The organism is Cribrihabitans pelagius (assembly GCF_048820915.1).
Taxonomy (GTDB): Bacteria; Pseudomonadota; Alphaproteobacteria; order Rhodobacterales; family Rhodobacteraceae; genus Cribrihabitans_A; species Cribrihabitans_A pelagius.
Map to the genome: position 1 here is coordinate 94,623 of NZ_JBMERR010000014.1, position 13,434 is coordinate 108,056.

General features: G+C 61.7%; 10 protein-coding genes and 1 pseudogene. 7 read left to right on the forward strand and 4 right to left on the reverse strand.

Annotation, left to right across the window (positions count from 1 at the left end; translation table 11 throughout):
• Positions 1 to 58 precede the first annotated feature (58 nt).
• Complete coding sequence (locus ACOHX0_RS13645) at positions 59 to 1,729, forward strand: BCCT family transporter (RefSeq protein ID WP_420677432.1); 1,671 nt, start codon at positions 59 to 61, stop codon at positions 1,727 to 1,729.
• Between the two features lie 170 nt (positions 1,730 to 1,899).
• On the opposite strand, the pseudogene ACOHX0_RS13650 reads toward ACOHX0_RS13645, so the two are convergent.
• Positions 1,900 to 2,067: pseudogene (locus ACOHX0_RS13650) on the reverse strand (integrase core domain-containing protein); the annotation flags it as partial.
• A 326-nt stretch (positions 2,068 to 2,393) separates the two neighbouring features.
• Here ACOHX0_RS13650 and ACOHX0_RS13655 point away from each other — a divergent pair.
• A complete protein-coding gene (locus ACOHX0_RS13655; RefSeq protein ID WP_420677433.1) occupies positions 2,394 to 2,939 on the forward strand; it encodes a substrate-binding domain-containing protein in 546 nt (181 codons plus the stop codon).
• A gap of 465 nt (positions 2,940 to 3,404) precedes the next feature.
• Here the strand turns inward: ACOHX0_RS13655 and ACOHX0_RS13660 are convergent, their stop codons facing one another.
• Positions 3,405 to 5,018, reverse strand: coding sequence for a plasmid recombination protein (locus ACOHX0_RS13660; protein ID WP_420677435.1), 1,614 nt, complete (start codon positions 5,016 to 5,018; stop codon positions 3,405 to 3,407).
• A gap of 471 nt (positions 5,019 to 5,489) precedes the next feature.
• Positions 5,490 to 5,648 carry a ribbon-helix-helix domain-containing protein gene (locus tag ACOHX0_RS13665; RefSeq protein WP_420677436.1) on the reverse strand — a complete coding sequence of 53 codons (159 nt, stop codon included), beginning with the start codon at positions 5,646 to 5,648 and terminating at the stop codon, positions 5,490 to 5,492.
• A gap of 118 nt (positions 5,649 to 5,766) precedes the next feature.
• On the opposite strand from ACOHX0_RS13665, the gene ACOHX0_RS13670 reads away from it, so the two are divergent.
• From ACOHX0_RS13670 to ACOHX0_RS13690, 5 genes are all read left to right on the forward strand, one after another.
• The gene (locus ACOHX0_RS13670) at positions 5,767 to 6,261 is read left to right on the forward strand and encodes a hypothetical protein (protein WP_420677437.1); all 495 of its coding nucleotides are present in this window, start codon (positions 5,767 to 5,769) and stop codon (positions 6,259 to 6,261) included.
• Positions 6,262 to 6,419: 158 nt separating this feature from the next.
• A complete protein-coding gene (locus tag ACOHX0_RS13675; RefSeq protein WP_420677439.1) occupies positions 6,420 to 7,325 on the forward strand; it encodes a GIY-YIG nuclease family protein in 906 nt (301 codons plus the stop codon).
• A gap of 93 nt (positions 7,326 to 7,418) precedes the next feature.
• A complete protein-coding gene (locus ACOHX0_RS13680; RefSeq protein ID WP_420677441.1) occupies positions 7,419 to 9,644 on the forward strand; it encodes an AAA family ATPase in 2,226 nt (741 codons plus the stop codon).
• A gap of 267 nt (positions 9,645 to 9,911) precedes the next feature.
• Positions 9,912 to 10,091 carry a hypothetical protein gene (locus ACOHX0_RS13685; RefSeq protein ID WP_420677442.1) on the forward strand — a complete coding sequence of 60 codons (180 nt, stop codon included), beginning with the start codon at positions 9,912 to 9,914 and terminating at the stop codon, positions 10,089 to 10,091.
• A gap of 21 nt (positions 10,092 to 10,112) precedes the next feature.
• Positions 10,113 to 11,813 carry a recombinase family protein gene (locus ACOHX0_RS13690; protein WP_420677443.1) on the forward strand — a complete coding sequence of 567 codons (1,701 nt, stop codon included), beginning with the start codon at positions 10,113 to 10,115 and terminating at the stop codon, positions 11,811 to 11,813.
• A 381-nt stretch (positions 11,814 to 12,194) separates the two neighbouring features.
• Here ACOHX0_RS13690 and ACOHX0_RS13695 read toward each other — a convergent pair whose 3' ends face one another.
• Entirely contained in the window at positions 12,195 to 13,430 is a 1,236-nt protein-coding gene (locus tag ACOHX0_RS13695; RefSeq protein WP_420677444.1) for an IS91 family transposase, read from the reverse strand.
• Positions 13,431 to 13,434: the final 4 nt, after the last annotated feature.

Sequence of the window (13,434 nt, forward strand, 5' to 3'; positions counted from 1 at the left end):
ACAGCCCCCAAGGCCGGGGGCTGCTGGCGGACTTGTTTCACCAACCAGGGAGGAAAGCGTGAAACCACCTTTAGACCAATTGGAGATTCCAGTTTCAGAGAGCGGCTTTTACGCTGGCTTCTCTAAAAACGTGGCCGTCGGAGCCAAGCTGCTCGTTTCGGCGCTGATCGTCTGGGCGGTGGCTTTCCCCGAAAGCGCATCGACCGCTCTGGGCTCGTTCAACACGCTCATTCTTGGCGTGTTCAATTACTGGTACATCTACGCCGTCGCGTTTTTCCTCATCCTCTGCCTGGTTCTGGCGATCTTGCCTATCTCCGGCGGCTTGCGGTTGGGCCGCGATGATGAAAAGCCGGAGTTCTCTAATTTTTCCTGGTTCTCCATGATGTTCAGTGCGGGGATCGGGATCGGCATGCTGACCTTCGCCACCGCCGAACCGATCTATCATTTCCAGAACAACCCTAACGTGATCCTCGGTGACGTCGCCGGCATGTCGGCCGAGACGGTGCGATCGGCCTACGTCTGGTCCTTCGCGCACTGGGGTCTGTCGGCTTGGGGCGCCTATGCGATCGCCGGGTTGGCCTTTGCCTATTTCTCTTACCGGCGCAATCTGCCGCTGACGGTGCGCACGGCGCTGATCCCGCTGTTCGGAAAATCGCTGTCCGGGCCGCTGGGTCACGTGGTGGACATCGTATCGGTGGTTGCCATTGTTCTGGGCATCGCGCAGACGCTTGGGTTCGGCGTGGAGCAATTCGTGGCCGGTCTTGCACGCATTGGTGTCGGCGACTGGCTGCTGGTTGACGACGGAAACGGCGGCCAGAAAGCTTCCTTTGCCGCGATCCTGTTCGCCCTTCTGGTCATCGTCGGTGCTTCCACGGCGTCAGCTCTGTCCGGCGTTGGACGCGGGATCAAGTGGCTGTCGAACCTGAACATGGGGCTGAGCTTCTTCCTGCTGGCCTTCTTCCTGATCTTCGGATCGACGCTGTTCGCCCTCGAGGTGTTCTTTGTCGGCATCTGGGACTACCTGCGCGCCCTGCCCGGCATCAGCTTTACCGTATGGTCCGATGACGGCACCGAACAGGGCGCCGCGCTGGCCGGATGGCAAGGCGGCTGGACCGTGTTCTACTGGGCCTGGTGGATCGCGGTGACGCCATTCGTCGGCTTGTTCCTCGCCCGGATCTCGCGGGGGCGCACGGTGCGCGAATTCATCCTCGGCGCTATGATCATTCCGTCGATCATGTGCTTCATCTGGTTCGCGTTCATCGGCGGCACCGCCATCGATCTGGAACTCAGTGGCGCGGCCGATAACGCGATCCTCGGCGTCGGGATTTCGGATCAGCTCTATGCCACGCTTTCGGTCTTGCTCACCGACGGGTTGACCTGGGTGTTTTCCGTCGTCGTGGTGATCCTGCTGCTGACCTACCTGGTGACATCGGCAGACTCGGCCGTGTTGATCATCAACACCATCAATGCAGCCGGGGACGATGGCCCCAAGGCGCGCCCCCATATCATCTTCTGGGGATTTGCGCTGGCATTGGTTGTCGGAGCCTTGCTTGTGGTCGGCGGTCTCAAGGCCATTCAGACCGCGATGGTCATCGCCGCATTGCCGTTCAGCTTCGCGATGGTGCTGATGGGCTTTGCCCTGATCAAGGCAATCATCAACGACAGCCGCCGGAGCATGGCCGGAATCGCGTCGACCGTGGACGATGAGGACCGGTTTCCGGCCGAGTAACGGCGCTCAATACTCCCGGAGCGCCCGTACGACCTGTCGCGGGCGCTCTTTCTGCAATCAATCCGCTGCAGGGCTTTGCCAGCTTGCTGACGCAACAGCAGCCGGGTGGTTTTCATTGCCGCGCGGAACATCAAGCATTTGTGCTGACCTGCTCCCCTCGGAACCCGCGTTTATAAGTTAGCTCTGTTCAGGGTTTGGTCCTCTTCTGACCGTTGGTGATACTCCCACGGGGTGAGCCCGTCTAGGCTCGTATGTGGGCGCTGGTGATTGTAATCGTCATGCCAGGCCGCAATCAGCTCCCGTGCGTGGCGCAGGTTGGCGAAGAAATGCGCGTTCAGATGGCGTAATCGGGGCGCAGTCCCCGGGATCGCCGGTAGTCTTCTTGCCGGTAAGGCCACAACCGGGAGAACGACCATGACCAGAGTTTTGTACGTGGGCCTCGACGTCTCAGTCGAGATGACCAGCATCTGTGTTGTCGATGCCGAGGGCGGAATGATCCTTGAGGCAAAGGCGGTCTCGGACCCTTCCGACATTGGAGAAGTGCTGGCTGGTATTGACGGCACCTTCGAGCGGGTTGGTTTCGAGGCCAGGCCACTGTCGCAGTGGCTTTTCAATGGCCTCACAAGCGCCGGACTGAATAGCCCCGCGTTTCTTAGACGCCTTCGTGTCTCAGTTTCTGCTGCCGCTCGAAATCGTGGTCGCCTCCCCCATGGACCTGACACAGCAGCTGATCAGCGGCGAGCTGAACGCTGCCGTGGCGCCGTTCCGCAACCAGGTGCCCGAACTGGAGTATGTGGAACTATGCAGGGAGGAGCACAGGCTCTACTGTGCCCTGGGACATCCCTTGTTCTCTGAGCTGGACAGTGAAATCTGTCTTGAAACCATCGGGCGGTATCAGTTGTGCCAGCGATCATATGATATGCTGGTATCACCGGAACTCGGATCGCCCGAACCGATGGCGGTCGTGGCCAACATGGAGGCCATGGCGATGCTCATTGAAACCGGTCAGTTTCTAAGGCCACTGCCAACGCATTTCGCCCGCAGGCGGGTTGCAGAAGGCAATTTCCGGGAAATCAGGAATACCCAAATACGTTGGAACTCAACCTTCTATCTCGCAACCCGCCGTGTGCACGTTCTCAGACATGCCGTAGAACTGTTTGCTCAAGATCTGCAGAACGCCTGCCTTGATGAAACCAAGGCACGGGAATGAAGCTCGAGTGCGAATAAATAGGCAGTAGCTGATCGGCATCTCTGTTGCGGGCCTTAGCATGGCATCGGGGGAATGCCGATGTCTCAAAAGGTAACGCGCGAAGCGAGTTTCCTAATTAGTACAGGTTGCACGCGCAGCAAATGGCTGCTTGGTTCCGCGTCTGAGTTGTCGGATCAATCTGCGGCGAAAGCACGGTTGCGGTCCAGGCAAAACTGGCACCTTTGAATGACCTCTTCGGTGACATCCGCTGCATCGCAACAATGAGTGTGCCGCACCTGCGAGGAGATGCTGCGCCAGCAAGATCCCGCAAGAGCCACGGCGGTAAAGTCCGCTTTGCCGCCGTTTGAACCTTGAGTTTGCAAAGGTCGCTTTTCTGCGCGTTCCTGCCGTCCAACATAAGCGCAGCGACTCCCCCTACTGCCATAACCTCCAGGCTGAGAATTCCCAGCAGACCTTTCGCCGATGTCAAAAATCAAATCTCTGGTCTTGGGTGCCGCGTTGCAAGATCCCGGAAATGACAGGATCCTCCGGTAAATCCAGCTGCCTACGGCATACCGCGACCGCCTCAGCGTCCCGGGCAATTTCCATTCGGCGCTCGTGCAATGCGTCCTCAATGATCTCTGCGATGATCTTCAGAAGGATTTCGAGCAGCGACATGGCTGGTTCAAGCCTAGTATGCATCTCCAGGGGCAGCGGACGTTCCGCAGCATCGCGCGGTCCATGCACCAGCTTGCCCCCACCGCCTTTTTTAATGGGCACCCATCGCAGCTGGTCTCTGCGGATCAATTCCAATCCCAAATTTAGTGCCTTAGCCTGTGCCCAAGCAACCGCAGCTTCCTCTTCCCGGGCACAAAGTGCTGCTTCCCGTTCGGCCAGTTTTTCTTCCTGCTGCGCAGCCCGTTCGGCCTTTTCTTTCAAGGACCCTTCCCTCGCCTCAACCTCCCTTTCCCTTCTCGAGACCATTTCTTCTCTGGCCGTGACCTCTGCCTCCTTCTTCTTCAAAGAATTTTCTTCCGCCGCGACGCGGCGTGCCTGCGCTTCCAGCGCCTGCTCCCTTTCCTCTAGCTGGGTCTCGAACCGAAGGTTCGCCAGCTGCTCTTCCGCGCGGGCTTTGGCACCGGTCTTGCGCGCGGCGTACTGCCTGGTGGTCAGGCGCTCGTGGCCAGGCCCTTTGCGAAGAAGCCCGCAAGGCCGGCCGACCGCTTCGTAGTAGCAGTCCTGGAAAGCTTTCATCGCCGCCGTGAAAGCAGCCTTCTCCGGGTTATTCCCAGATCTTTTCTTCCGGGCGGCATGCAGATGGCGCCCGTTCTCTACCGACCATTCTTCGAGCTTTCTGGCATTGGCGGCCTCGACCCCGGCGCAAGCGGCCCTCCATTCGGCCAATGCCCTTTCGTGTTTTGCCATATTCTTTTTCTGGGTGACCCGGTTCTTGCTTAGGCGCGGCTTTTTTGGCTTCTTGGGTTTCGGCAGCAATTCCGGTTTCGGCAATGACGAAAGCGTCTGCGGCTTGTCATGCGCGGCCCGGTATTCCGCAGCCGCCGCTTTACCCACGTGCAGCTTGTTCGCATCCAACCGCGGATCGCCCGCATTCAGTGCGAGGATGTGCATGTGAACATGCGCCTCATCCAGGTGAATGACCCCAGCGAAGGCGACGCCTTCCGGCATCCGCTTCCGGAAATCCCGCACAGCCAAGTCCGCCCACCGGGCGATCTCCTTCTGGTGCCTTGCCCGATCCGCCAGGAAATCCTTGGACGCCATGGGGTGTGAATGGATCTCAGTGTACAATGTCGGCGCATCGGACCGCAGGCTGCGGCTGTAAGTTTTTCCGGATTTCGCGGTCACGGTTTCCCGGATTTCGCTGCATCGCCGATCGTGCAGCGCCTGAAGATCACTGACGGCCATCGCCCCTCGGCTCAGAACCGGCAGTGGCGCGCGCGGGTTTTCGACATGCATGGAGAAGTCTGGGTTGCGCTGCGCTTCCTCAAACACCTGACGCGCACAGTTCCACTGATCTTTGGTTCCCTTCAACTTCTTCGGCTTGCGAGAATAAGTTTCGATATGGACGAATTGGTATGCCATTTCGCGGTACTCCTTTTTTCATTGAGTACGCGACCTCGGCGAAAACGCAAAAGCGGATCCGACCGATAACACCCTGTAAATTATTGGGTTTCTGTTGCCATATTGTTTTTCTGTGACTTGGGGCAGCACAGGATGATGCGCCGCACGCGCGCAAATGCTCCCCATAGGGACAGACTATAGGTAGCTGAAGCTACCTCGTCTGCCCCTTACGCCGGGGAGGCGCTCCAGCAGCCCTGCGGGTGCTTGCGCGGCCGGTTCCCGGCCTTGCATTGGGTTTGCTTTTGGTTGTCTCTATTGGGCTTCGAACTGCCTACACTTCGGCGCCAAACTACACCCGGCTTGGCCCTGACGCCCCGGTTACATTGCCATCACAGGAGTTCTGGACCCGCCCCGCCGGGGGCCAAGGATGCCTAATTGTTTTTCGATAATCTGGATAGGCGGAAGGTCTTCGGTTCCAATGCTCGCTGGCGATCAGCTTGTCTTGTCCAGCCAGTCTATCAATGCGCGCCTGATCATTTCTGGGCGTGTCGGAACGTCAGGCTCGAGCCGCCGCCTTTCGTCGATCGCATCGATGAGTTCTCGCGGCAGTCTAAGCGTCAGAGCTGCTGTATCTTTCTTGGGAGGGGCCATTTCAATATTACCATTTTGATGTTGACATCATAATGGCATTATCGCATATTGTGCGGGCGAGGCAAGAGCTGGAACCTCTTCCCCCACCCTCATCAATCCGATCTGCGAGGAGATCAGAATGACTACAGCACGAGTTACCACGCGCGTGAGCGCGGCGAAAGACCTGCATCCTGCATTGAACGCCCCGGTTGCTGACCAGGCACCCACCCCGATTTTTTGGACGTTCGCCGCGCTGATCGACGCGGTGGAGTCCGCTGTCGAGATGGAGCGCGACCTGTCGCATGCGATGAGCTGGGACCCGGCCATGTTGGGCTTTGCGGAAGAAGCCGAGAGCTGCTGGCAAGACTGCCTGCGCCTGGCCGGTGACATTCTTGCAGCGGCTCCGGCCTCCGCATCAGACCAGCCCTTGCAGCGCATGGCCATGCTGATGCACTTCCTCATTGAAGCCACAAGCCCGGACGAGGCGCTGCATTTCCATCAGCTGATGCACGCGCACCGGGACCTTTTCACCACCGCGGATCCCGGGGTGATTCAGGCGCTGAACCGCGCAGCCCGGCAAGTCGATGCCATCGTGGAAATGGCAGTGACAGCGCTGGGCTTCGCGCCGGTCTGATTCCGCCCCTTCCTTTTCCTACTGACAAAACTTGACTTGGCACCCGCCACGGATCTCCCCGCCTGCGTCCGGCCATGTCCTGTCCTTTTCCGAATTTACCCCGGCAGGCGCACCGCGCGCCCGCCGTCCCCTATCCCTTTGCCTGACTGGAGCTTTTCATGACCCAATCCGCATATCCGACGTTTCCGCTCACGATCCACGCCCATTGGCGCGAGACCGCCGCGAGCAAAGGCTTCGACATTCTGAAGCGCATCCGCGACCGTTACCACCTGCTGCTGGCGTGCCGGGCGTGCGGCGCAACGCACGTAAGCAAACTCTTTGTACTGATGAACAACCAGCCCCTCTGCCCGCACTGCATCGAGCACCGCTGGCAAGCTGACGCCAAGGCCGCCGGGCTGCAATGGGCCGGCCGCGATCCCGAGAGCCGTCACCATGGTTTCTACATTGCAGCCTGCGGCCACCGCCTGCGGCGGCAGTTCGAACTGGTCAAGAGAGCGGCCGAAGGGATCTGCGACTTGCGCTGCGAACTCTGCCATTCCCGGAAGGAACAAGAGGAAGCCGCCGCTCAGGGCTGGGAGCTGATCGGCCCCGGCCCGGACGGGGACCCGAACTATCGTCTGTACCGTCATCTGGAATGCGGGCACTCCCAAAGGGTGGCCCGTGCCAATATGCAAACCGGACGGTTTGACTGTGGCGGGTGCGGCGAGAACTGGCCCGCGGCACCAAGCCATCTCTACGCCATGCAGTTCAAGCTTCCGAATGGCGCGCAGCTGGTGAAGCTGGGGTTTTCCCGGAACCCGGATTCCAGGCTGCGCCACCAGCTGCTGAAGCACTGCAGCGTGGTAGCACAGATCCTGAAGACCGTCCCCATGGAGACCGGGCAACGTGCCCTGCAGACTGAGAAACGGCTGCACGCGCGTCTTAAGACCGCCTTTCCGGACAGTATTGCTCCACCCGTTCTTTATGCCGGATCCCTCAATGTCCGAAGCGAGATCTATTTCGCGGAGGTGACCCGGGAGATCGTCCGGATGCTGGACGAGAACGATACTGACAGCACCGCCTGACGCTCCTTCATCCGCCCTCTCAGCGCCGCCCCAGCCAACCCGGAGGCCGGGTGGGCGGTGCCCCTTTGTCTGCATTTTCTTCGGAGACAACCGATGCCACAGTTCTCATCTCACCCCTCACGTCCCGCCTGGATTCCCTTCGCCAAACAGGTCCTGCGCCGGATGATCTCGGAGCAAATCAGCGCGGCAGACAAACGCGGCGCTGCCACCCCGGAGCCCCCCAAATCCAATCTCCTAGACGCGCTCAACGACCTGCCCGGAATGCAGCACCGGGCCAGCGAGGAGCTAGACAAATTACGGGAAAGTGGCATCGACGGCTGGGCGCTGGATGATCAGGGACGCAGCCGTCCGGCAACCGTCCTGCCCGTAAGTCAAAGCCTGATCGCGCTTCGGCTCGCGGTCACCTTCATCTCATCCCGGAACGTCACGGAGACCCTGCTCGCTCCGGGTGCCGTGACCGTGCTCTCCGGGTTCCGCACCGCGGACGCCGATCAAATCCTGGCAGCCTGCCGCTGCGGTATTCTGCCCGAAGAGTGGAAGGTCACAACGCGGGGCGACGAACGGCACCACGAGCAGACACTCCGGGTACTTCAAATCACCACATCAACCGGGTCTTCCCGGACCGGCGATCTCTACCGCCTGGAGCGCAACCTGTGCGAAGCGCTGCAGCAGCCCAGCCCGCTGCTGGTTCTGCTTCCGGACGGCGAAAGCATCCCGGACAGCCTCAATACGGTCCTGCCCGACCCCATTAAGTTGGAGCCGCTAAGCCGCGACATCGTCATGGCGCAGCTGGAGCACAGTCACAGCGCGACCGGCAAAATCGACCGCGAGACCGTGGAACCACTCATCCCGGACGACGGGGCCCTGTCCCTGCTTGGAGATCCGGATATCCTTCTGGCGCTCCGCGCTCCGGATGCCCGCAGCGCGGCAGAGCGCCTGGCTGCGGCGGTTTCCCGGACCCGGCAGCACGCTGGCGGGGTCCACGGGTTGTCCCTGGAGGGCATCAACGGCACCTCTCCCGCGCACAATGCGGCGGCAGATTTGGTTGCCGATCTGCGCAGCTGGCAGTGCGGTGAGATCGAGTGGAGCGACATGTCCCGCTCGCTGCTGATCTACGGCGAACCCGGCACCGGAAAAACCGTGCTTGCAAAGGCGATTGCTGCCTCGGCCGGGGTTCCCCTGATCCAAGGATCCTTCGGAGCCTGGCAGGCCCGGGGTCACTTGGGCGATATGCTGGCCGCTATGCTGGCCTGTTTCGAGGATGCCAAATCCCGGAAGCCCTGCGTATTGTTCATCGATGAGATCGACAGTTGCGGGTCTCGCGCCGACACCAGCGACCGCAATCAAGCCTATCGCCAACAGGTGATCAACGAGTTCCTGCGCCAGATCGATCTGCTGCATCAGGAAGAAGGCATTCTGCTGATCGGCGCCACCAATTTTCCCGGAAAGATCGACCCGGCCATCCTCCGCCCAGGCCGTTTCGACCTGCAACACGAGATGCCGCTTCCAACCCGGCAGCAGATCCTGGTCATGCTTGAGCAAGCTTTCCCGGACACCGGGGAATATCTGGTTCCGCTGTCCCGGAACCTGACCGGACAGACCCCCGCCGTGATCGATGCAAAAATCCGCGACGCCCGCGCTAAGGCGCGGCGCCAGGGGCGCAGCTTTGACCCAAGATTTCTTGAGCAGGTCCTCGGCAAGGAACTAGGATACCGAAAGCAGTTGGATGAGCGCATTGCCGTGCATGAATGCGGGCACGTTATCTCCGCGTGGCTCTACGGTGAAGAGATCAAACGTGTCTGCCTCTGCCCGACCGGAGGATTGACCGAGCGCAGCGCACCGCCGGGTGCCGGGCTGGAGGCGGATTTCGACAGGCAGATGACCATCCATCTGGCGGGCCGAGCTTCGGAACGGCTTGTGTTCGGGACGATCTCCGCAGGGGCGGGCGGAGGCGCAAATTCAGACCTCGCGAAAGCCGCACAGCTAGCCCTAGCGATGGATTATGAACTCGGGCTTGGCGTTCATGGAAACGCCTGGCTCGGGACGCCGGACTTTGCCCGCCTTTCGGCAGGCGAGCGCAAACGCCTGCAGGAGCGGCTTGACCATGCCGAGGACTTTGCCCGCGCCCTCCTGTATCCACACAGGCACCTGCTGCAGAAAATGGCCTCGGTTCTGACCCGGGAACGGGAGTTTGACGCTAGCACCGTAAAGTCTTGGCTGCAGGCCGTGCCTCGCAAGCCCGGCCCGGACGATGATCCGGAAGTCACCGGAGATGATAATTCAAACGAAGCCACTGCATTCAGCCCAGGTTCCGGATAACTCCCTGCCGGTAATAGTTTGCGGCCCGGCGCTGTCCCAAAAGCAAACCTCCGGCGCCCCCGCTCGGCGCCGGACATGAGCCCCGCCAGCGGGGTTATCCACATAAACCCGGCCAGCCGCGGCACCCAGCACTCTTTCACGGGACCCGCCGTCCTCCCTCCCCCGATATGATGAAGCCAACAGGTGCCGGGACAGATCCCGGCCAGATCAGCAGCATCAGAAGACCGCCCCGGGCCTGTGTCCGGGAGCGGCGGGAGACCTCGGCCCATGGCACGGGACCAGAAGAGCTATGTCAATTGCCAGCGGGCATCGAACGCGCCCGCCGACAATACCACCGTCCGCCCGGACGATACGATCTGCACTCAAACGCAACTGCACGCGTTGATGCGCGCCCTGGCCCGCGAGGCAGCCCGCGCCGACCACCGGGACGGCAAGGAACCAGATTAGAACCAATCCTCGGAGGCACCGATGTCCCAGCCCAAACTCCGCGCCGCGATCTACGCCCGGTATTCCAGCGACCTGCAGCGCGACGCCTCCGTAGAAGACCAGATCCGCAGCTGCACGGAATACGCCAAGGCGCAGGGGCTTGAAGTCGTCTCTACCTACTCGGACCGGGCCATCTCGGGCGCCAGCCTCATGCGCAGCGGCATGCAGGCGCTGCTGCGCGATGCGCGCGGCGGCACATTCGATGTGCTGGTGTCGGAAGCTCTCGACCGGCTGAGCCGCAACCAGGCCGACATCGCCCACATCTACCAGGAATTCTGTTTCAACGGCCTCCCGATCGAGACCCTGGCCGAGGGTGTGATTTCGGAGATTCATATCGGGCTCAAAGGCACGATGAATGCGCTGCAGCTCAAGGATATCGCGATGAAGACTCACCGCGGTCTCAAAGGGCGCGCACTGGAGGGCAAGTCCGCAGGCGGCAAAGCTTACGGATACCGCATGAAGCCGCAGCTCACGGCCAGCGGCGAGGTGATCCGCGGCGAGCGGGAGATCCACCCGGAAGAGGCCGGCGCCGTGCGCCGAATCTTCGAAGACTATGCCCGCGGCCTGTCCCCGAAGAAGATCGCCGAAGCGCTGAACCAGGAAGGTGTCCCCGCCCCGTCCGGCCGCCACTGGGGCACCTCCACCATTCACGGCAACCGCCAGCGCGGCACCGGCATCCTCAACAACGAGCTCTACATCGGCAGGCAGATCTGGAACCGGCTGCGCTACGTCAAGGATCCGCAAACCGGCAAGCGCATCTCGCGGCTGAACCCGGAAAGCGAGTGGACGATCACCGACGTCCCGCATTTGCGGATCGTCGATCAGGATCTTTGGGATGCGGTCCGGGCCCGCCAAGGCGACCTGAAGACCGCGGGCACAAGTGAGCCGGTCTGGGACCGGCGCCGCCCGAAGACCCTGTTCTCCGGCCTGATGGCCTGCGGCTGCTGCGGCGGCGGCTTTGCCAAGATCTCCAAGGACAGCTTCGGCTGCTCCCCGGCGCGGAACAAGGGCGCCGCGGTCTGCAGCAACAAGCGCACCATCAAGCAGGCCGACCTGGAAGCCCGGGTGCTGGATGCACTGGCGAACCACCTGATGGATCCGGACGCGGTGCAGGTCTTCTGCGAAGAATATACAGCCGAGCGCAACCGGCTGAAGGCGGCAGCCGCCGGGAACCGCAAGGAGAAGGAGCAGCAACTGGCCCGCGCCAAGCGGGATCACCAGAAACTGGTGGATGCGATCATCGCGGGCGTGCCCGCGGAGCAGGTCAAAGACCGGATGATCGAGCTCGGCACGCGGCGCCAGCAGCTGGAACGGGAGCTGGCGCACACCCCTGCCCCGGACCCGGTGGTGTTTCACCCGTCGATGGCCGAAGCCTACCGGGCCCGGGTGTCGCGGCTGATCAGGTGCCTTGGCACCGCCGAAGGCATGGAAGAAGCCAAGGAGGCGCTGCGGGCGCTGGTGGAGCGGATCGTGCTGACGCCCGCGGCGGAAGGCACTGGCCTGGATCTGACGCTGGAGGGCGATCTGGCCGGGCTGCTGCGGCTGGCCACGGGTGCGGAGGGCCCGAACACGAAGAAGGCCTCCGGTGGTACGTCGGAAGTCTTTGATATTCCAGAGGAATTAGTGTTGGTTGCGGGAGCAGGCAACCGCCGTATCCTACCTGCCCTCTCCGCAATAATATAAACCCATGATAGCACACAGCTAACGGCACCTTTGCTGCAGGTTTCTCGGACGCCACGCGCGACGTTTGAATGATGCGCGGCATTGCCTGGCGTCGGAGAAGCGCGCAAGCTGGAAATCGCGGTGTTGGAATTGGGTAGACCAGCTGGCTCTATGGGGATTTGAAGCGGTTGATGGCCTTGGTTCTTGTTCTGCAGGTTGGGCCAACTGCGCTCGTTGCAGGCAGCTTCGGCACGGATTTTGTGAGCTTTGAGGGGCATGCGCCGCGTCTCGCGGGGCTCGGCAACCTCACCACCACTACTATCCGGGCTGCAGGCATGCCGGATGGGCCGCAAGCGGTATCGCGAGCAACGGCGATTGGACTTCCGGTCCTTGGCGTGCATGTCATGTGGCGGCCCTCGCTGTTCCTGGCGGCGCCCTGGGGCGTCGTTCTGGCGCGATGGTTTCGGCGATAATCAGGTGCCCGCCGCAGCAGGGGCATGGCAGCGCGAGGATGCGGGCAAGTGCATCGGCGTCATCGGCCGTGCCGTTGTGCGCGTAACCCTGATCAGATGTTTCGACCCTGAGCAGTTCCCTGATCCTGGCGATATTGGCGGCACGGTTGCCATTCCCGAAGAAGCCGTAGTGGCGGATGCGATGCTGCCCCTTGGGCAGGACATGGATCAGGAAGCGGCGGATGAACTCGCCGGTCTTGAGGGTCATGGTGGTATGCCGCCCCGGACCGTTGACGCGGTAATCCTTGGCGCGGAAGGTGACGCTCCGGCCGTTCATGCGGATCAGGCGGCTGTTGGAGATCGCAACACGGTGGGTGTAGCGCGACAGGTATGCCAGCACGGCCCTGGGTCCGGCGAAGGGCTCCTTGGCATACACAACCCAATCGATCCTGCGCAGCGGTTGCAGAAACGCGTCGAAGGCTGCGCGATCCGCAAGCCCGGCTTGGTCGCCAAAGAAATGCAGCTTCCCGGCTTTGTGCAGCCGGGCCAGCCCGTCCAGAACGAGGCGCCGGTAGAGGCGGGACAGCACCCGGACGGAGAGAAAGAAGTTCCTGCGGCAGGCGATCCACCGCGCACCGTCCGCAGACAGGCCGCCGCCCGGCACGATCATGTGGACATGCGGGTGGTGCGTCATCGCCGAACCCGTCGTGTCGAAGACGCGCCTCCGGCACGATGTGTGCAGGACGGATGTGATGCCGGCCCGGGCGCCAAGGTGCTTGGGATCGGCGGCGATCCGGATCACCGTGTCCGCGCTCGCCCGCATCAGCAGATTGTAGATCTCTCGTTTATTATGGCGGGCGATGTCGGCGACCGGTTTTGGCAGCGTGAAGACCAGGTGGAAATACCGCACGGGCAGCAGTTCCGCCTCGCGCGCCGCCAGCCAGGCCTTGGCCGCACCCGCCTGGCACTTGGGGCAATGGCGATTGCGGCAAGAGTTGTAGGCAATGTGTTCATGCCCGCAGTCTTCACACCGCGCGGCATGGCCGCCGAGCGCTGCCGTGCGGCAGCGCGTGATGGCGTTCATCACTTTCAACTGGTCGAGGCTGATATGGCCTGCATTGGCCGCCCGCCAGGCAGAACCATGGAGCCGGAAGATATCCGCAACCTCCAGCTTCGGCCAGGACAACGCA